Origin of the sequence: Pseudomonas oryzagri, assembly GCF_020831405.1 — a bacterium.
Taxonomy (GTDB): domain Bacteria; phylum Pseudomonadota; class Gammaproteobacteria; order Pseudomonadales; family Pseudomonadaceae; genus Geopseudomonas; species Geopseudomonas oryzagri.
In genome coordinates this window covers 176,352-193,983 of record NZ_JAJHPU010000041.1, presented here as the reverse complement: position 1 = coordinate 193,983, position 17,632 = coordinate 176,352, and the positions used below count along the sequence as shown (strand labels likewise).

Below are 17,632 nucleotides of genomic sequence, written 5' to 3'. Positions count from 1 at the left end.
ATGCCCAGCGAAAAGAAAACCGTCCGCCTGCTGCTCCTCGAGGACTCGCAGAACGAGGCCGAACGCCTCATCAATCTGTTCCGCAATGCCGGGCACGCCACCCGCGCTCACCGCCTGACCTCCGACGACGATCTCGCCGAGGCCTTGAATCAGGTCTGGGACCTGCTGATCGCCGCGCCGCAGAGCGAAAACCTCGAACCGGCCGACGCCCTCAACGCCATCCGCCGCCAGGGCAAGGACCTGCCGTTCCTGCAACTGCTGACCAGCAACGACAGTGAGGCGGTCACCGAGGCCCTGCTGCTCGGCGCCCAGGACGCCCTGCCGCAGGGCGACGACGAGCGCCTGATGCTGGTGGCTGAACGCGAACTGCGTAATCTCGAGGAGCGCCGCGGCCGGCGCACCGCCGAGATGGCCCTGCGCGAGGCCGAGAAGCGCTGCCAGCTGCTGCTGGACAGCTCGGTGGACGCCATCACCTACGTCCACGACGGCATGCACATCTACGTCAACCGCGCCTATGTGGAGCTGTTCGGGTATCACGACGCGGACGACATCGCCGGCATGCCGATGATCGACCTGATCCAGGGCAGCGACCAGACCGCCTTCAAGGACTTCCTCAAGACCTACCAGCACAGCAGCGAGGCAGCCGAGCTGCAATGCGGCGGGGTGCGCGAGGACGGCAGCCAGTTCCGCGCCCGCATGACCTTCTCCCCCGCCACCTACGACGGCGAGCCGTGCACCCAGGTGGTGATCCGCGTCGAGAACGACAACGCCGAGCTGGAGGAGAAACTGCGCGAGATCAGCAGCCAGGACCTGGTCACCGGCCTGTTCAACCGCGTGCACTTCCTCGAGCTGCTCGACCAGGCGGTCGAGCGCGCGGTCAAGAACAGCGCCCCGGCGACCCTCGCCCTGCTCCGCATCGACCGCTACGCCAACCTGATCGGCGAGATCGGCCTGGCCGACAGCGACCTGCTGCTGGCCGACTGCGCCCAGCTGCTGCGCCAGCATTTCGGCGCCGGCGCCCAGTTGGCCCGCTTCGCCGACGACAGCTTCGCCGTGCTGCTGGCAGGACCGACGGCGCCTTCCGAGGAAGCGCTGCGCAGCCTGCTGAAGAAGGTCGAAGGCCACCTGTTCGAGATCGCCGGACGCACCGTGCAGATCACCCTGAGCATCGGCGCCACCGGCCTCGACGAGCGCACCGCGCAGGCCTCCGTGGTGGTCGAACGTGCGCACCGCTGCGCCGAGCAGGTGGGCAACGGCAATGCCCTCAAGCTCTACGACCCGGCCGAGGAGCTGGCCGCCGCCGCCAGCCGCGGCAACCTGGTGGCCATCGTCCAGCAGGCGCTGGACGGCAACGGCTTCCAGCTGCTGTTCCAGCCGATCATCAGCCTGCATGGCGACGAGCGCGAGCACTACGAGGTGCAGCTGCGCCTGAACAATCCGCAGGGCGAGCCGGTGCCCGCTGCCGACTTCTTCGCCGCCGCCCAGCAGGCCGGCCTGGCCGCGCGGGTCGACCGCTGGCTGCTGCTCAACGCCATCCGCCAACTCGGCGAACACCGCGCCAAGGGCCGCAATACCCGCCTGTTCGTGCCGCTGAACGCCGCCAGCCTGCAGGACCCGGCGCTGCTGCCCTGGTTGAGCGCCGCGCTCAAGGCCGCCCGCCTGCCGGCGGACGCGCTGATCCTGCAGCTCAGCGAGCCGGACGCGGTGGCCTACCTCAAGCAGGCCAAGGCGCTGAGCCAGGGCCTCGGCGAGCTGCACTGCAAGGTCGCCCTCAGCCAGTTCGGCGTGGCGCTCAATCCTTTCAACACCCTGCGTCACCTGCATGTCGACTTCGTCAAGATCGACCAGCAGTTGCTCGCCCAGCTCAACGAGCCCGAGCATCAGGAAAACCTGAAGAGCCTGATCGCCGGCCTGCATGCCCAGGCCAAGCTGACCATAGTGCCGGGGGTGGACAACCCCAGCGTGCTGACCACCCTGTGGCAGACCGGCGTCAACTACGTGCAGGGCCTCTACCTGCAGGGCCCGAGCCCGCGCATGGACTACGAGTTCTCCTCCGGCGAGGAGTGAGTTGCCCAGCTGCAGAAATGAAAAAACCGCCATCACGGCGGTTTTTTCATTGTGGGGATCGACTCAGTCGCTCCCCTCGCGGTCGCGGTGACCGAGCAGGTAGAGGATGCCGTCCAGGCCCAGGGTGGAGATCGCCTGCTTGGCCGACTGCTTGACCAAGGGCTTGGCGCGGAAGGCCACGCCCAGACCGGCGATGGCCAGCATCGGCAGGTCGTTGGCGCCATCGCCGACGGCGATGGTCTGCTCCAGGCGCAGGCCCTCCCGCTCGGTGAGCTGGCGCAGCAGGTCGGCCTTGCGCTGGGCGTCGACGATCGGCTCCACCGCCACGCCGGTGACCTTGCCGTCGACGATCGCCAGTTCGTTGGCGAACACGTAGTCGATGCCGAGCTTGCGCTGCAGCTGGTGGGCGAAGTAGGTGAAGCCGCCGGATAGGATGGCGGTCTTGAAGCCCAGGCGCTTGAGCTCGGCGAACAGCGTCTCGGCGCCCTCGGTCAGGCGCAGGCCGGCACCGATCTCCTCCAGCACGTCCTCGGACAGCCCCTTGAGCAGCGCCAGGCGCTCCTTGAAGCTGGCGCGGAAGTCCAGTTCGCCGCGCATGGCCCGCTCGGTGATCTCGATGACCTGCTCGCCGACCCCGGCAGCCTTGGCCAGTTCGTCGATCACCTCGGCCTCGATCAGCGTCGAATCCATGTCGAACACCGCCAGGCGGCGGTTGCGGCGGAAGATGGTGTCCTGCTGGAAGGCGATGTCGACGCTGAGTTCCTGGGCCACGCTGAGGAACTCGGCGCGCAACGCCACCGGATCGGCCGCCTCGCCGCGCACGGAGAACTCGATGCAGCCCTTGCCGAGCTCAGCCGGCGTGTCCAACGGCATACGCCCGGACAGACGGTCGATGTGGTCGATGTTGAGGCCGTACTTGGCGGTGATCGAACTGACCCGGTGCAGCTGCTCGGCGGTCACCTTGCGGGTCAGCAGGGTGACGATATGGCGGGCCTTGCCCTGACCGCCGACCCACTCCTGGTAGTCGGCTTCGGGCACCGGGGTGAAGCGAACCTGCTGGTCCAGCTCGTAGGCGGTGAACAGCACGTCCTTGAGCACGGCGGAAGCCTGGGCGCTGGCCGGGATCTCGACCAGGATGCCGAATGACAGGGTGTCGTGGATCACCGCCTGGCCGATGTCGAGGATGTTCACCCCTCCCTGGGCCAGCACGCCGGTGATGGCGGCGGTCAACCCAGGGCGATCCTCTCCGGTGATATTGATCAGGACGATTTCACGCACGGCGCACCTCGCGGAACTGAAAACGCGGCATTTTACCTGCAAAGCGCCTCCGCTGCAGTGCGCTTTCCCGATCGTCGAGCCCCCCGCTATACTTTGCAGCCATCCCCTCTCAAAGCCGAGCCCCCTCTCGTGAACCGGCCCGCGCCCGTCAAGTCCGACAATGTCTTCCTCGTCCTGTTCGGTGCCCTGCGCCGGCGCAGGCTGCCCATCGCCCTGCGTACCGTCAGCCACAGCCTGGTGCTGGTGAGCGTAGTGATGCTGGTGTTCGCCTGGGTGTTCAATCTGCAGATGCGCCAGGTCATGCAGCAGCAGGCCGAGGCCGTGGGCGAGAGCCTGCTGCGCCAGACCGCCGCCTCGACCAGCGGCCTGCTGGCGGCCAACGACCTGCTCAGCCTCAACGTGATGCTCGACAGCCTGGTGAAGAACCCGCTGGTCGCCCACGTGGTGATCAATGGCGTGGACAACCGGATCATCGCCGAGGCCGGCAAGCGTCCGCGCCCCGGGCTGTTCGCCGACGAAGGCACCTTCAGCCAAGCCATCGCCTTCCAGGAGGTCGCCGCCGGTCAACTGCACCTGACCCTCGACATGCAGCAGTTCCGCCAGCCGCTGACCGTCAGCCTGCAGAACTTCGGCCTGCTCGGCCTGATCGTGCTGGTGCTGACCCTGTTCCTCAGCCTGCGCCTGGGCCGTCAGCTGTCGCTGCCGCTGCGCCAGCTGCGCCTGTGGCTACGCGATCCGGACGATCCGGCGCCGGCCCACGACCGCCAGGACGAGATCGGCGACCTGGCCCGCCAGCTGCAGCAGCGCCTGGTGCCGCCGAAGCCGCTGATCGAGGCGGAGCCCGACTCGCCGTTCGACGCCGAGGGCGAAGCCCTCTTCGAGGGCCTGGACAACCTGCTTGACGAGCAACGTCCGGCGGCGGCACGCCGGCCGCTGGACGGCGATGAGTTCGAGCTGGATGCCGCCGCCCTCGGCCTCGACCCTGCCGAGCTGGCCCCGGCCCCAGCCGCCCTGCCGGCGGTCGCCAGCGCCGTGCTGGCCATCCAGCTGGGCGGTCAGGACGAGCTGCAGCGCCGCCTGCCCCAGCAGCGCCTGCGCGACCTGCTGCACCGCTACCGCGACTGCCTGGAACAGGCCGCGCGCCTGTACCACGGCGACCTGCAACGCCTCGGCGACGGCGGCAGCCTGATCCTGTTTCACAGCAACCAGGCCGGCGAGGACTTCCTGACCCGCGCGCTCTGCTGCGGCGAGCTGCTGCGCGCCCTCGGCCATGCACTGCAGATCGAGGTGGCCGATTGCGGCCTGACGCTGCGTCTGCAGCTCAGTCTGAGCCACGGCACCGGCCTGTACGGCCTGCCGCTGAGCGAATTGCTGCTGCAGCCGGCCGCGCAGAGCAGCCTCGGCCTCAACGGTCACAGCCGCAACCTGCTGCTGCTCGATCCCGAACTCGGCAGCGATCCCCGCCTGCGCGAGCGGGCCCGCATCCGCGCCCTGGCCACGCCGGCCGGCGCCAGCTGCATCGAGCGCCTGCAGGACCCGTTGCCGGCGCGCCTCGAGCAACAGCTCGGCGAGATGCTGCAGCGCGCCTGATCCCGCAAAACGCACGAGGCCGCGCCGGTTACCCGGCGCGGCCTCGTTTCATGCGGCGCCCACGCTCCTCAGAAGCGGTACACCTCCGTGGCCGGCCTGACCACCGGTATCCGCGGCACCTCTGCCTTGCGCTCGCTACGGCTGGGCTTGCTCTCCGGCGACGGTGGCGGCACGCGCGCCGCCGCCTCGCGGGTCATGCCGCCGACCGCGGTGGCCATCTGCGTCGCCAGGCTTTGCAGCAGGACGCTCTGGGCGCGGACCTGATCGCCCAGTTCGCCGCTGTGCTTTTCCTCCAGACGCACCACCCGGCTGTCACGCATGGTGCCCTCGCCGTCCAGCAGGCGCCACTGCGCTTCTAGCACCGCCGGCCGGTAGGGACCGGAATCCAGCCGGCTGATGCTGAGCACCAGCTGGGCCTCGGGCGTGAAGCCGACACGGTCGGGATACAGTGCCATGCGGCTGCTGTCCAAACGCGCGGCCAGCTGGCGCAACAGCAGCTGGGCCACGTCGTCCTGCAGATTGCCTGCCCAGCGCGCCTGCGAACTGATCACCAGGCTATCGTCGATCTGGCGCTGCACCAGGGATTCGCGCTGCAGGTAGTCGGCCAGCTTCAGCGGGCCGAGCAGTACCGCCACGCCCTTGCCGGACTGCGGCAGCGCTTGGCCGCCCTGTTGCAACTGATAGAACTGGGCCGGCGGCGTCGCCGCACAGCCGGCCAGGCCGAGCAGGGCTGCCAGGCCCAGGTTTCGGATCAGGCGGGGAAAACCCATGAAAAAGTCACCGTTTCTTGCCAAAAATAAGCGATTCAGGCTGCTGCTCGAGGCTTTCTACCGTGCGTTGCAGAGCCTTGCTGGCGCGGCCCAGTTCCTCCAGGGCCTGCAGCAGCTGGTATTGAGTCTCGGATTCAGGGCCAAGGCTTTGCCGGGCATCGCCGACCAGCGCATGCATCTGCCCGAGCGCGTCGCGGGCGCTCTGCGCCGCCCGGCGGACTTCGCCGATCGTCGCGCGCAGCTCGACACTGCCTTGCTGCGCATTATCCAGCAATGGCGGGATTTGTCGCTGCAGTTGTTGAGTCAAATCCTCAAGATTGTGCAAGGTCTGCCCCAGACTGACCAGCGCGCCCTGCAGTTCGGGCGAGGTGCTCAAGCGCTCCAACGCCTGCAGAGTACCGTGGGCCGACAGGACCATCTCGCGCAGCGGCAATTCGCGCAGGGTGCCGGCCAGCTCGCGCAGCAGGGTGGTCGCCTGGTCGATCCGCGACGGTACGCTGGGAATCACCGGCAGGTCGATCTCGTTCGGCTCGCGCACGTAGCCGGCCTGGCCCGGAAACAGATCCAGCGCCACTATCGACTTGCCGGTCAACAGACTCTGCGTCTGCAGCTGGGCGCGCAGGCCCTGCTCGACCATCTGCTCGACCACCCGGTCGAAACGCTGGTCGCCGCTGCCGCCGGCGGGAACGATGCGCAGCACCACCGGCATCACCACATCCTTCAGCTCGGCGTCGTAGGACAGGCGGATCTCGCGCACGGTGCCGACCTTGACCCCACGGTAGGTGACATCCGCACCGACGTCCAGGCCAACCAGGGAGCCGGTGAAGTAAACCACATAGTCGCTCGGCTGGCTGAACCAGTTGTCGCGGCCGAGCAGCAAAAGGCCGCCGGCCAACAGGGCGAGGCCGCCGAGCAGGAAGGCGCCGATCCAGAACGGCTTGCGCGTTTCACTCATGGCGAGGACTCCTTGGGCGGGGACACGCCACGACGCAGGAAACGCTGCACCGTGGGATGCGGACATTCGTCGAGCAGGTGCGCGAGAGGACCCAGGGCGATCTGGGTGCGCGACTGATGGTCGAGGAACAGGCAGGTGTCGGCCACCGCATGGATGCTCGGCAGCTCGTGGGTGACCAGCACGATGCTGGCACCCAGGCTGTCGCGCAGCTGCAGGATCAGCTCATCGAGGGCCTGGCAGTTGAGCGGATCGAGGCCGGCGGAAGGCTCGTCGAAGAACAGTATTTCCGGGTCGAGCGCCAGGGCGCGGGCCAGGCCGGCGCGCTTGCGCATGCCACCGGACAGCTCGGCCGGATACAGCTCGTCGCAGCCGGCCAGACCGACCAGGGCCAGCTTGAGGGCGGCCAGCTCAATCAGCTCCGCCTGACTCAGATAAGGATGGTAGGCGGCCAGCGGCAGGCAGATATTCTCGCGCAGGGTCATCCCGCTCCACAGCGCGCCGCTCTGGTAGAGCACGCCGAAGTGGCGCTGCAGCGCGGCGCGCGCCTCCGGGTCGCGGGCCCAGAAATCCTCGCCTTGCAACAGCACCCGGCCGGCCAGCGGCGACTGCAGGCCGATCAGATGGCGCAGCAGCGTGCTCTTGCCACAGCCGCTGACACCCATGATGACGAACACTTCGCCGCGGCGGATGCTGAAGTTGAGGTCGTGCAGGATCACCCGACTGCCGTAGCCGGCGCTGAGGTCTTCCACGCGCAGCACGGCCTGGTCCATTTCAGATCCCCAGCTGGGTGCAGATCAGGGTGATCAGCGCATCGCTGACCACCAGCGCCACGATGATCCTCACCACCGCGCGGGTGGTGGCTTCGCCCACCGCCTGGGCGTTGCGGCCGCAGGCCAGGCCATGGTGGCAGCCGATCAGGCCGATCAACAGGGCGAACACCAGACTCTTGACCACGCCGAGCAGGAAGTCGGCGAGACCGATCAGCTCGAGGCTCTGGTTGAGGTAGAGGGGCGCCGAGATGTCGAACACCCCGGCGCCGATGATGAAGCCGCCGAGGATGCCGAGGGCGTCGGCGAACACGCAGAGCAGCGGCATGCTCACCAGCAGGGCCAGCAGGCGCGGCAGGACGAGAAACTCCAGCGGCGGAAAACCGAAGGTCTTGAGCGCGTCGATCTCCTCGTTGGCCTGCATGCTGCCGAGTTCGGCGGCGTAGGCCGCGCCGGTGCGGCCGGCCATGATCACCGCGGTCATCAGCGCGCCCATCTCGCGGGTCATGCCGATGGCCACCATGTTGGCGATGTACAGCTGGGCGCCGAAGGCCTCCAGCTGAGCGGCGCCGACGAAGGCGAGGATCAGGCCGACCAGGCTGGCGATCAGCGCGACGATCGGCAGCGCGCCGGGCCCGCACTGCATCAGCGCGGTCCAGAAGTCGCCGCGACGCAGACAGGCGCGCCCACGCAACAGGCGCCCCAGAGCGAGCAACACCTCGCCGCAGAAGCTGCAGGCCTCGACCAGCGCGTCCCGCACATGCAGGGCCAGCAGGCCGAGACGGGACACCGGGCCGAAGCGCGGCAGCTCCTCGCGCTCCTCGGCGGCGGGCGCGGCGGCCATCCGCAGCAGGCGGCGTACGCCCTCCGGCAGATCGTCGTGGCGCAGCTCGCGCTGCTCCTCATCGGCGAGCCGCTGCAGGCGGCGCAACAGGGCCAGCAGGCTGCTGTCCCAGGCCTCCAGCGCCTCGACCTGCAGCTGCAGGGCCGCCGGCTTGTCGGCCAGGCTGCGCCAGACGACTAGCAGGTCGGGCTTGCGGGCCGCCAGCGTCCAGCTGCCGGACAGGCGCAGCACGGCAGCGCCGTCCTGCAGGCCGGCCCACGCCAGTTGCGCCTGTGCTTTGTCCGCCTCCGCCATCCGCCCTCCCTGATCGCCATGCCACCGGGGTGGAAAACTTCGCTGGCTCCCACGCTCCGGCGGGCAAGCCGCAGCCATGCACGCTTTGCGTCGAGCCGCCGGAGCGGTTCGGCACCCGTGCCCACGCCGGAGCGTGGGCACGATCAGCCTCATCCGACGGCGAAGGGGGCGCCGCTATTCCACCCGCAACGCGTCGACGCGCTGGAAGCCGCGCGGCAACAGACTGCCGCGGCGGCCACGCTCGCCCTGGTAGTGCGCCAGATCCTCGGCACGCAGCGACAGGGTGCGCTTGCCGACCTGCAGCACCAGGGTGGCGTCCTGCGGCAGCACTACCAGGTCGACCAGGTACTCCTCGCGACTGGCCACCCGCTCGGGGGGGATGCCGATGATCTTGTTGCCCTTGCCCTTGGCCAGCTGCGGCAGCTCGGCGACCGGGAACACCAGCAGGCGTCCCTCGCTGGTCACCGCCGCCAGCCGGTCGCTGGCCAACTCGCGCAGCGGTCGCGGCGCCATCACCCTGCTCCCTTCAGGCAGGCTGAGCAGCGCCTTGCCGGCCTTGTTCTTGGCCTGCAGATCCTCGCCCCTCACCACGAAACCATAGCCGGCATCCGAGGCCAGCACATACAACGCCTCGTCTTCGGGCAGCAGCAGGCACTCGAAGCTGGCGCCGGCCGGCGGGCTGAGACGGCCGGTGAGCGGCTCGCCCTGGCCGCGCGCCGAGGGCAGCGAGTGGGCGGCCAGCGAGTAGCTGCGTCCGGTGGAGTCGAGGAACACCGCGAACTGGTTGGAGCGGCCGGGCGCTGCGGCCTTGTAGGCGTCGCCGGCCTTGTAGGACAGACCGGAGGCATCGATGTCGTGGCCCTTGGCGCAGCGCACCCAGCCCTTCTCGGAGAGCACCACGGTGACCGGTTCGGTGGGCAGCAGCTCGGTTTCCGACAGCGCCCTGGCCTCGGCGCGAGCGACGATCGGCGAGCGGCGCGCGTCGCCGTACTTCTCGGCATCGGCGAGCAATTCCTTGCGCACCAGCTTCTTCAGCTTGGTCTCGCTGCCGAGCAGCGCCAGCAGTTGCTCGCGCTCCTTGGCCAGCTCGTCCTGCTCGCCGCGGATCTTCATCTCCTCGAGGCGCGCCAGCTGGCGCAGGCGGGTGTCGAGGATGTAGTCGGCCTGCAGCTCGGTGAGACCGAAGCGGGCGATCAGCACCGCCTTGGGCTCGTCCTCGGTGCGGATGATATGGATCACCTCGTCGAGGTTGAGGAAGGCGATCAGCAGGCCTTCCAACAGGTGCAGGCGCTTCTCCACCTTGTCGAGGCGGAACTGCAGGCGCCGACGCACGGTGCCGATGCGGTAGGTCAGCCACTCGGACAGCAGCTGGCGCAGATTCTTCACCTGCGGCTTGCCGTCCAGGCCGATGACGTTGGTGTTGACCCGGTAGCTCGACTCCAGGTCGGTGGTGGCGAACAGGTGGGTCATCAGCTCGTCGGCGTCCACGCGGTTGGAGCGCGGGATGATGACGATGCGGCAGGGGTTCTCGTGGTCGGACTCGTCGCGCAGGTCGGCGACCATCGGCAGCTTCTTGGCCTGCATCTGCGCGGCGATCTGCTCCAGCACCTTGGCCCCGGAGACCTGGTGCGGCAGCGCGGTGACCACGACGTCGCCGTCCTCGACACGGTATACGGCGCGCATGCGCACCGAGCCGCGACCGGTCTGGTAGACCTTGAGCAGGTCGGCGCGCGGGGTGATGACCTCCGCCTCGGTGGGGAAATCCGGGCCCTGGATGTGCTCGCACAATTGCTCGACCGTGGCGTTCGGCTCGTCGAGCAGGCGCACGCAGGCCGCGGCGACCTCGCGCAGGTTGTGCGGCGGCACGTCGGTGGCCATGCCCACGGCGATGCCGGTGGTGCCGTTGAGCAGCAGGTTGGGCAGGCGCGCCGGCAGGGTCGCCGGCTCGTCGAGGGTGCCGTCGAAGTTCGGCACCCAGTCCACCGTGCCCTGGCCCAGTTCGCTGAGCAGCACTTCCGAGTAGCGCGACAGGCGCGCCTCGGTATAGCGCATGGCGGCGAACGACTTGGGATCGTCCGGCGCCCCCCAGTTGCCCTGGCCGTCGACCAGCGTGTAGCGGTAGCTGAACGGCTGGGCCATCAGCACCATGGCCTCGTAGCAGGCGCTGTCGCCATGCGGATGGAACTTGCCGAGCACGTCGCCGACGGTGCGCGCCGACTTCTTGTGCTTGGCATCGGCGTTCAGGCCCAGTTCGCTCATCGCATAGACGATGCGCCGCTGCACTGGCTTGAGGCCGTCGCCGATATGCGGCAGGGCGCGATCCATGATCACGTACATGGAATAGTTGAGATAGGCCTGTTCGGTGAACTCGGCCAGCGGACGGCGTTCGACGCCTTCCAGGCTCAGATCGAGGGATTCGCTCATATGCGTCCTCAGCAACTCTTCGTTTCAGGGCGCGCCAGCCGGAACCGGCGCACCGGATGGATTCTTCAGCCGCTCCAGCCGCCGGCCGGTGCCGCGAACTGCAGGATCAGCGGCCGGCGCTCGCCGGCGGCATTGGCCTGGTCGCCGTTGTCCAGGCCGATCCAGGCCGCGCTGTCGTCCAGCCACAGGGCTTCGGCCATGCCGTAGGGGGTGTCGTAACGCAATTCGGGGGCCAGCGCGGCGGCCGCGAACGACCAGCAGCGCTCGGCCGCGCCGCTATCCGCGTTGCGGCGGCAGATGCGGTGTTGCAGGCGCTCCAGGCTGTACAGCTTGTTGGCGTGCCAGCTCAGCGCGGTGAAGTCCAGCGACCGCGCCGGGCTGCCCGGCGGATCCAGCGGACGCACGGCGCGGCCGCTCTCGGCCAGCAGCACGCAGCCGGCTTCGGGGCAGCGCCAACGGTCGCCGCCGCGCTGCAGGGCGAGCAGACCGCGTCCCTCGCGCTCGGCGGCGAGCCACAGGCGACCGCCGTCCGGCTGCACCGCCACGCCCTCGAGCAGGGCATTGAAGCGCAGCAGCAGACCGCGGGCGCGCGCCTGGCGCAGCAGTTGCGGCGCGAGCTGCTGCCACTGCGGCTGGCCCGCGGCCGGCACCTGCAGAACGGCCAGTTGGCTCTCGCTGACCAGGTAGCGATTGCCCGCCGCATCGCAGGTCAGCCCCTCGAAGTCGAGGGTGCCGCCGCGCAATGGCGCCAGCAGCTGATTGCCGGTGCGCAGGCCCCAGGGCAGCTCGCTGGGCGGCGGCGCTGGGGCGAGAAACTCCTCGGCCTGCGCCTGCCAGTGCCCGGCACTCGACTCGAGGCGATACAGTCGCGTGTCCTCGCGGTCGGACAGCGCCCACCAGCGCCCGTCGCCGCACCGCGCCAGACCGGACAGATTGCCGGCGGGCATGCCCTCTACCGGCAGGACCGTCTGTAGCGCCAGCTCCGCCGGAGCCTCCCCGGCCTGCGCCGGTACGGCGGACAGCAGCGCCAGCGCAGCGGCCAGGGCCACGGCCAGATGCCTCACGCCAGAACCTCGGCGAGGTTGCCCTTGCTTTCCAGCCAGCTCTTGCGGTCGCCGGCGCGCTTCTTGGCCAGCAGCATGTCCATCATTTCCTGAGCGCCGGCGAAGTCGTCGAGGGTGAGCTGGACCAGACGCCGGGTGTTGGGGTCCATGGTGGTCTCGCGCAGCTGCAGCGGATTCATCTCGCCGAGGCCCTTGAAGCGGGTGACCTGCGGCTTGCCGCGCTTCTTCTCGGCGGCCAGGCGTTCGAGGATGCCGTCGCGCTCGGCCTCGTCGAGGGCGTAGTAGACCTCCTTGCCGAGGTCGATGCGGTACAGCGGCGGCATGGCGACGTAGACATGGCCGGCTTCCACCAGCGGGCGGAAGTGGCGGACGAACAGGGCGCACAGCAACGTGGCGATGTGCAGGCCGTCGGAGTCGGCGTCGGCGAGGATGCAGATCTTGCCGTAGCGCAGCTGGGCGAGATCCGCCGAGCCCGGGTCGATGCCGATGGCCACGGCGATGTCGTGCACCTCCTGGCTGGCCAGCACCTCGCTGCCGTCCACCTCCCAAGTGTTGAGGATCTTGCCGCGCAGCGGCATGATCGCCTGGAACTCCTTGTCGCGCGCCTGCTTGGCGCTGCCGCCGGCCGAGTCGCCCTCGACCAGGAACAGCTCGGCGCGCATCGGCTCCTGGCCGGCGCAATCGGCCAGCTTGCCGGGCAGCGCCGGCCCCTGGGTGATCTTCTTGCGCTCGACCTTCTTGCCAGCCTTGAGGCGCCGGCCGGCGTTGCTGATCGCCAGTTCGGCGAGCGCCAGGCCCAGCTCGGGATGCTCGTTGAGCCACAGGCTGAAGGCGTCCTTGACCACCCCGGAAACGAAAGCCGCCGCCTCGCGCGAGGACAGGCGCTCCTTGGTCTGCCCGGAGAACTGCGGTTCCTGCATCTTCATCGACAACACGAAGGCGATGCGCTCCCAGACGTCCTCGGGAGCCAGCTTGACGCCGCGCGGCAGCAGGTTACGGAATTCGCAGAACTCGCGCATGGCATCGAGCAGGCCCTGGCGCAGGCCGTTGACGTGGGTGCCGCCCTGCGCGGTGGGAATCAGGTTGACGTAGCTTTCCTGCACGCTCTCGCCGCCTTCGGGCAGCCACAGCAGCGCCCAGTCCGCCGCCTCGCGGGTGCCGGCCAGACTGCCGCAGAACGGCACCTCGGGCAGACGGGCGAACTCGCTGACGGCGTCGGAGAGGTAGGAGCGCAGGCCGTCCTCGTAGCACCACTCGACCTTCTCGCCGCTGCTCCTGTCCTCGAAGGACACGGCGAGGCCCGGACAGAGCACCGCCTTGGCCTTGAGCACGTGCTTCAGGCGGCTGATCGAGAACCTCGCCGAGTCGAAGTACTTGGCGTCCGGCCAGAACTGCACGCTGGTACCGGTGTTGCGCTTGCCGACCGTGCCGATCACCTCCAGTTCGCTGGCCCTGAAGCCATTTTCGAAGGTCATGCGGTACTCGCTGCCGTCGCGCTTGACGCGCACCTCGACGCGGGTCGACAGCGCGTTGACCACCGAAATGCCGACGCCGTGCAGGCCGCCGGAGAACTGGTAGTTCTTGTTGGAGAACTTGCCGCCGGCGTGCAGCTTGGTGAGGATCAGCTCGACGCCGCTGACGCCCTCCTCGGGGTGGATGTCGACCGGCATGCCGCGGCCGTCGTCGATCACCTGCAGCGAGTTGTCCTCGTGGAGGATCACCTGCACGCTCCTGGCGTGGCCGGCCAGCGCCTCGTCGACGCTGTTGTCGATGACCTCCTGGGCTAGGTGGTTGGGCCGGCTGGTGTCGGTGTACATGCCGGGGCGCTTGCGCACGGGGTCGAGACCGGAGAGGACCTCGATGGCTTCGGCGGTATAGCTGGTATTGGCCATGGATGGAGTTTCTGTCTGGCTAAAGGAGCCGCCCGCCGGCAGCCGCCGGCGGGCAGGAATTCAGGACTGCGGGAGCGCCGAAAAACCAGCGAAGGCCAGCAGCTCCGGGATGCGCGCGGCGAACCCCTGGTAGCCGTGGTCGCCGTCCGGCTGGATGTCCAGCGTGCAGTGCCGGTAGTAGTCGGCGGCGTCGCGGTAGTCGAGGGTCTCGTCGCCGGTCTGCAGCCACACCAGGAAGCGCTGCGGATCCCGTGGCGGCGGTACCTCCAGCGCAGCCAGCGCGGCGACGTGCGCGGCGGTCAGCTCCCAGCTCTCGCCGCTGTAGTAGTTGCGCTGCGGGCCGAGATAGCCGGCGAAGTAGCGCTCCACGCGTACCGCCGGATTGATCAGCAGGGCCTTGAGACCATGGCGCTCGGCCAAATAGGTCGCATAGTAGCCACCGAGGGAACTGCCGACCAGCACGGGGCAGTCGGCCTCGGCGATCTCTCGCTCCAGCTGGGCGATGGCCTGGCGCGGGTCGTGGTGCAGCGTCGGCACCCGCAGTCGCTCGGCGAGGCCGCGGCACTCGCACGCGGCGACCAGCTCGCGGGCCTTCAGCGAGGCGGGCGAGCTGTTGAAGCCGTGCATATAGATGAGGGTCGGCAGCGGGGGCATCGACGGCGCCTTTGGACTGTATGGATATACAAGGAAAACATTATCCCACCGTCGGATTCAAGTCGAATGACGCCCCAGGGCGAATACGCCCGCCGCGCGCCTCAGCAGGGGCCCGGCCGTCGACGGCGACCACGGCTGCGCGGGGTCGCCCTGCGCAGAATGGGTCAGTAGCCCTTGATGCTGTAGTCGACCACGAAGTCGATGCCACTGACCCGCGACACGCCGGTGTCCAGCGCACCGTCGGCGTGCAGGCGCAGCCAGCGGTAGCCGGGCGCCTCGCTGCTGACCTGGAACTCCTCGCTGCCGGGAGCGAACTGCACGCAGGTCGACGGCGAGGCCAGCAGACGCACGCCATTGCGCTGGGTGTCGATCTCCTGGTGGACGTGCCCCCAGAGGATGCAGCGCAGATTCGGGTAACGGTCGACCACCGCGAACAGCGCGTCGGCGTTGCGCAGCCCGATGGGGTCCAGCCAGCTGCAGCCGACCGACACCGGATGGTGATGGAAGCTCAGCAGCACATGGCGCTCCCCGGCGCCGGCCAGCGCCAGATCGAGCTGCTCGAGCTGCTGCTCGTCAAGCTCACCGAACACGGTGCCGGGAATGCTGGAGTCGAGGGTGATCAACCGCCAGTTGCCGAGGTCGGTGATCATCTGCAGGTGCGGGCTGCCGGCACAGGCCAGCTGCATGACCAGCGACTCGTCGTGATTGCCGGCGAACCAGCGCGACGGCACGTCGAGCGGCGCGATCAGCGCGGCGAAACGCCGGTAGGATTCGAGGGAGCCGTCTTGCGAGAGGTCACCGCTGGCCAGCAGCAGATCGATGCATGGCTGCTCCTCCCGCACCAGCTCCACCACCCGGCGCAGGCTGTCCGCGGTGTCCATGCCCAGCAGGTGACCGTCCGCCTCGGCGAACAGGTGGCTGTCGGTAAGCTGCACCACGAGGAGCGGTGCAGTCTGAGAGGGGGACTTGGCGCTGAACAAAGGCCGTCTCCTGTCGGCGATGGACCCACAAATGCGGAGAGCAATGGTGGCATGCGTCACGCCTGCCGACCGCTATGCGGTTCACACTACCGGCGAACGACCAAATGATCCACCGGGCTTTCCGCCAGATGGCCGCATTGTAAATAGTGCGCCAGCCACTCGCCGAGAAACAGGTTGAGCTGGCTCTTCTCGTCCGGCTGGTGCATGCGCGGGTTCGGATAGAGGTAGCGCGGCTGCAGGCGCCGGCAGTGCTCGGCGCCGGTGACCTCGGCCATCCGCGCGTCGTGGTAGACGCGCACCTCCAGGCACGGCGTCGGCAACCAGGCCAGTCCCGGCTCCTCGCGCACCTCGACGGTACTGGTGTAGGGGCCGGCCTCGGTGACCTTGAGCGCCAGCACCGCCAGCGGGGTATCGCCGGCGCTCAGCGCCAGACGGCGCAGCGCCGGCTGCTCGCGCATGCCGGGCAGCAGACGCATCAGGCGCGCGTAGTTGGCCTCGCAGGTCGCCTGCAGGCCGGCCAGGTCGACCCGATAGCGTTCGGCCAGCGCGCTCATAGCCATGTCTGCCGGACCCGTTCGCGGTTCAGCGCCAGCCACTGCAGGGCGATGATGCTCGCCGCATTGTCGATGCGCCCGGCGTTCACCGCCGCCAGCGCCTCGTCCAGGCTCATCGCCAGCACGCGGATGTCCTCGCCCTCCTCGGCCAGGCCATGGACGCCGCCGGCTCCCGCGCTGTCGCAGCGGCCGACGTACAGATGCACGCGCTCGTCGCTCCCCCCCGGCGAGGGATAGTAGGCGGTCACCGGCCACAGTTCGCCCAGGGTCAGGTCGGCCTCCTCGAGGGCCTCGCGACGGGCGACCTCCTCCGGCGTCTCGTCCTTGTCGATCAGTCCGGCGACCAGTTCGAGCAGCCAGGGATGCGCGCTCTTGTCCAGCGCACCGACGCGGAACTGCTCGATCAGCACCACGACATCGCGCTGTGCGTCGTAGGGCAACACACAGACGGCATCGTGGCGGACGAACAGTTCGCGACTGATCACCGGCCCCATGCCGCCGCCGAACAGCTCGTGGCGCAGATGCAGGCGATCGAGCGCATAAAAGCCGCGGAAACAGGACTCGCGCTCGACGATTTCCACCTTCAGGTCAGTCGTTTTCGACGACTCGCTCATATACTTCCCCCACCCCACCAACGCGCGGACGGAACGCTGCGCGCAATCAAGTTTCCAACCGCCGGCGCTGGCGAATTCCGCCGATTCGCCACCCTACCCAGCATTGTCGATCCACTCAAGGAGTCCCATGCGTCTTCACCCCCTTTTCCTGCTGACCGGCTTGCCACTGCTCGCCGCCTGCCAGTTCCTCGGCGGCCAGAGCGCGCCGCCGGCGCCGCAGCATATCGTCTGGGAGCAGCGCCCGGAGATCTGCCAGCGCGAGCGCTGCAGCCTGGTCAACGTCGACACCCTGAAGTTCGCCGACGAGCCGCGCCTGAGCGTACTGATCGAAGAGGCCCTGCTGGCGATGACCCGCGAGGACGCCGATAGCCAGCTGCCCACCTCGCTGCGCGCGCACGGCAGCGAGCTGCTCCGCGCTCAGCCCGAGGGCTGGGAAACCTGGCTGCAGGCCAAGCTGATCGACCGTCACGACGACCTGCTGGTGGTCGAGCTGTCCAGCTACCTGTACCGCGGCGGCGCCCATGGCATGCCGGGGCGCGGTTTCATCAACTATTCGCGCGGCGAGCAGCGCGCCCTGCAGCTCGCCGACCTGCTGCTGCCCGGCCAGGAGGCCGCCTTCTGGCAGGCCGCCGGCGAGGCGCACCAGCGCTGGTTGCAGACCCAGCAGATCGACGATCCCAAGGAGTTCCGGCGCATCTGGCCGTTCAAGCCCACCGCCAACATCGCCCTGCTCAAGGACAAGGTGCTGCTCAAGTACGACGTCTATGCCCTGGGCCCGTACACCATGGGGCATCCGAGCCTGGAGATCCCCTATTCCCGCCTGCGCGGCGTGCTCAAGACGGAGTACCTGCCGACGCAGAAATGAGAAACGGGCCCCAGGGCCCG

15 protein-coding genes are annotated in these 17,632 nt (G+C 68.8%); 3 read left to right on the top strand and 12 right to left on the bottom strand.

Annotation, left to right across the window (positions count from 1 at the left end; translation table 11 throughout):
- Nucleotides 1–2,067, top strand: a complete 2,067-nt coding sequence (locus LMJ29_RS14975; protein WP_229606315.1) for an EAL domain-containing response regulator — start codon at nt 1–3, stop codon at nt 2,065–2,067.
- A gap of 63 nt (nt 2,068–2,130) precedes the next feature.
- Here the strand turns inward: LMJ29_RS14975 and serB are convergent, their stop codons facing one another.
- A complete protein-coding gene (gene serB / locus LMJ29_RS14970; RefSeq protein WP_229606314.1) occupies nt 2,131–3,345 on the bottom strand; it encodes a phosphoserine phosphatase SerB in 1,215 nt (404 codons plus the stop codon).
- Between the two features lie 129 nt (nt 3,346–3,474).
- Between serB and LMJ29_RS14965 the strand changes: the two genes are divergently transcribed.
- On the top strand, nt 3,475–4,935 hold the full coding sequence (locus LMJ29_RS14965) for a histidine kinase (protein ID WP_229606313.1): 1,461 nt from the start codon (nt 3,475–3,477) through the stop codon (nt 4,933–4,935).
- Nucleotides 4,936–5,003: 68 nt separating this feature from the next.
- Here the strand turns inward: LMJ29_RS14965 and LMJ29_RS14960 are convergent, their stop codons facing one another.
- The 11 genes from LMJ29_RS14960 to LMJ29_RS14910 form a co-directional block, all read right to left on the bottom strand.
- Nucleotides 5,004–5,705, bottom strand: a complete 702-nt coding sequence (locus LMJ29_RS14960) for a PqiC family protein (protein ID WP_229606312.1) — start codon at nt 5,703–5,705, stop codon at nt 5,004–5,006.
- Between the two features lie 7 nt (nt 5,706–5,712).
- Entirely contained in the window at nt 5,713–6,660 is a 948-nt protein-coding gene (locus LMJ29_RS14955) for an MlaD family protein (protein WP_229606311.1), read from the bottom strand.
- Nucleotides 6,657–7,430, bottom strand: a complete 774-nt coding sequence (locus LMJ29_RS14950; protein WP_229606310.1) for an ABC transporter ATP-binding protein — start codon at nt 7,428–7,430, stop codon at nt 6,657–6,659. The genes LMJ29_RS14955 and LMJ29_RS14950 overlap by 4 nt, the downstream gene beginning before the upstream one ends.
- 1 nt (nt 7,431) lies before the next feature.
- Nucleotides 7,432–8,565 carry an MlaE family ABC transporter permease gene (locus LMJ29_RS14945; RefSeq protein WP_229606309.1) on the bottom strand — a complete coding sequence of 378 codons (1,134 nt, stop codon included), beginning with the start codon at nt 8,563–8,565 and terminating at the stop codon, nt 7,432–7,434.
- A gap of 174 nt (nt 8,566–8,739) precedes the next feature.
- On the bottom strand, nt 8,740–10,989 hold the full coding sequence (parC, locus tag LMJ29_RS14940; protein ID WP_229606308.1) for a DNA topoisomerase IV subunit A: 2,250 nt from the start codon (nt 10,987–10,989) through the stop codon (nt 8,740–8,742).
- Nucleotides 10,990–11,054: 65 nt separating this feature from the next.
- Nucleotides 11,055–12,053: an esterase-like activity of phytase family protein gene (locus LMJ29_RS14935; RefSeq protein ID WP_229606307.1), complete on the bottom strand. Its 999-nt coding sequence runs from the start codon at nt 12,051–12,053 to the stop codon at nt 11,055–11,057.
- Nucleotides 12,050–13,945, bottom strand: a complete 1,896-nt coding sequence (gene parE / locus LMJ29_RS14930; protein ID WP_229606306.1) for a DNA topoisomerase IV subunit B — start codon at nt 13,943–13,945, stop codon at nt 12,050–12,052. Before parE ends, LMJ29_RS14935 begins: the two co-directional genes overlap by 4 nt.
- 60 nt (nt 13,946–14,005) lie before the next feature.
- Complete coding sequence (locus LMJ29_RS14925) at nt 14,006–14,599, bottom strand: YqiA/YcfP family alpha/beta fold hydrolase (RefSeq protein WP_229606305.1); 594 nt, start codon at nt 14,597–14,599, stop codon at nt 14,006–14,008.
- Nucleotides 14,600–14,763: 164 nt separating this feature from the next.
- Nucleotides 14,764–15,579: a 3',5'-cyclic-AMP phosphodiesterase gene (gene cpdA, locus LMJ29_RS14920; RefSeq protein WP_229606304.1), complete on the bottom strand. Its 816-nt coding sequence runs from the start codon at nt 15,577–15,579 to the stop codon at nt 14,764–14,766.
- A gap of 86 nt (nt 15,580–15,665) precedes the next feature.
- Entirely contained in the window at nt 15,666–16,133 is a 468-nt protein-coding gene (locus LMJ29_RS14915) for a DUF1249 domain-containing protein (RefSeq protein ID WP_377657242.1), read from the bottom strand.
- Nucleotides 16,130–16,747: an NUDIX domain-containing protein gene (locus LMJ29_RS14910; protein ID WP_229606302.1), complete on the bottom strand. Its 618-nt coding sequence runs from the start codon at nt 16,745–16,747 to the stop codon at nt 16,130–16,132. Before LMJ29_RS14910 ends, LMJ29_RS14915 begins: the two co-directional genes overlap by 4 nt.
- A 127-nt stretch (nt 16,748–16,874) precedes the next feature.
- On the opposite strand from LMJ29_RS14910, the gene LMJ29_RS14905 reads away from it, so the two are divergent.
- On the top strand, nt 16,875–17,612 hold the full coding sequence (locus LMJ29_RS14905; RefSeq protein ID WP_229606301.1) for an RsiV family protein: 738 nt from the start codon (nt 16,875–16,877) through the stop codon (nt 17,610–17,612).
- Nucleotides 17,613–17,632: the final 20 nt, after the last annotated feature.

Bases quoted from the DNA above. Each gene is read 5' to 3' on its own strand.
- LMJ29_RS14975 (WP_229606315.1), top strand. From the start codon at position 1: ATGCCCAGCGAAAAGAAAACCGTCCGCCTGCTGCTCCTCGAGGACTCG.
- LMJ29_RS14915 (WP_377657242.1), bottom strand. From the start codon at position 16,133: ATGAGCGCGCTGGCCGAACGCTATCGGGTCGACCTGGCCGGCCTGCAG.
- LMJ29_RS14925 (WP_229606305.1), bottom strand. From the start codon at position 14,599: ATGCCCCCGCTGCCGACCCTCATCTATATGCACGGCTTCAACAGCTCG.
- parE (WP_229606306.1), bottom strand. From the start codon at position 13,945: ATGGCCAATACCAGCTATACCGCCGAAGCCATCGAGGTCCTCTCCGGT.
- parC (WP_229606308.1), bottom strand. From the start codon at position 10,989: ATGAGCGAATCCCTCGATCTGAGCCTGGAAGGCGTCGAACGCCGTCCG.
- LMJ29_RS14910 (WP_229606302.1), bottom strand. From the start codon at position 16,747: ATGAGCGAGTCGTCGAAAACGACTGACCTGAAGGTGGAAATCGTCGAG.
- LMJ29_RS14955 (WP_229606311.1), bottom strand. From the start codon at position 6,660: ATGAGTGAAACGCGCAAGCCGTTCTGGATCGGCGCCTTCCTGCTCGGC.
- LMJ29_RS14960 (WP_229606312.1), bottom strand. From the start codon at position 5,705: ATGGGTTTTCCCCGCCTGATCCGAAACCTGGGCCTGGCAGCCCTGCTC.
- LMJ29_RS14945 (WP_229606309.1), bottom strand. From the start codon at position 8,565: ATGGCGGAGGCGGACAAAGCACAGGCGCAACTGGCGTGGGCCGGCCTG.
- LMJ29_RS14905 (WP_229606301.1), top strand. From the start codon at position 16,875: ATGCGTCTTCACCCCCTTTTCCTGCTGACCGGCTTGCCACTGCTCGCC.
- LMJ29_RS14950 (WP_229606310.1), bottom strand. From the start codon at position 7,430: ATGGACCAGGCCGTGCTGCGCGTGGAAGACCTCAGCGCCGGCTACGGC.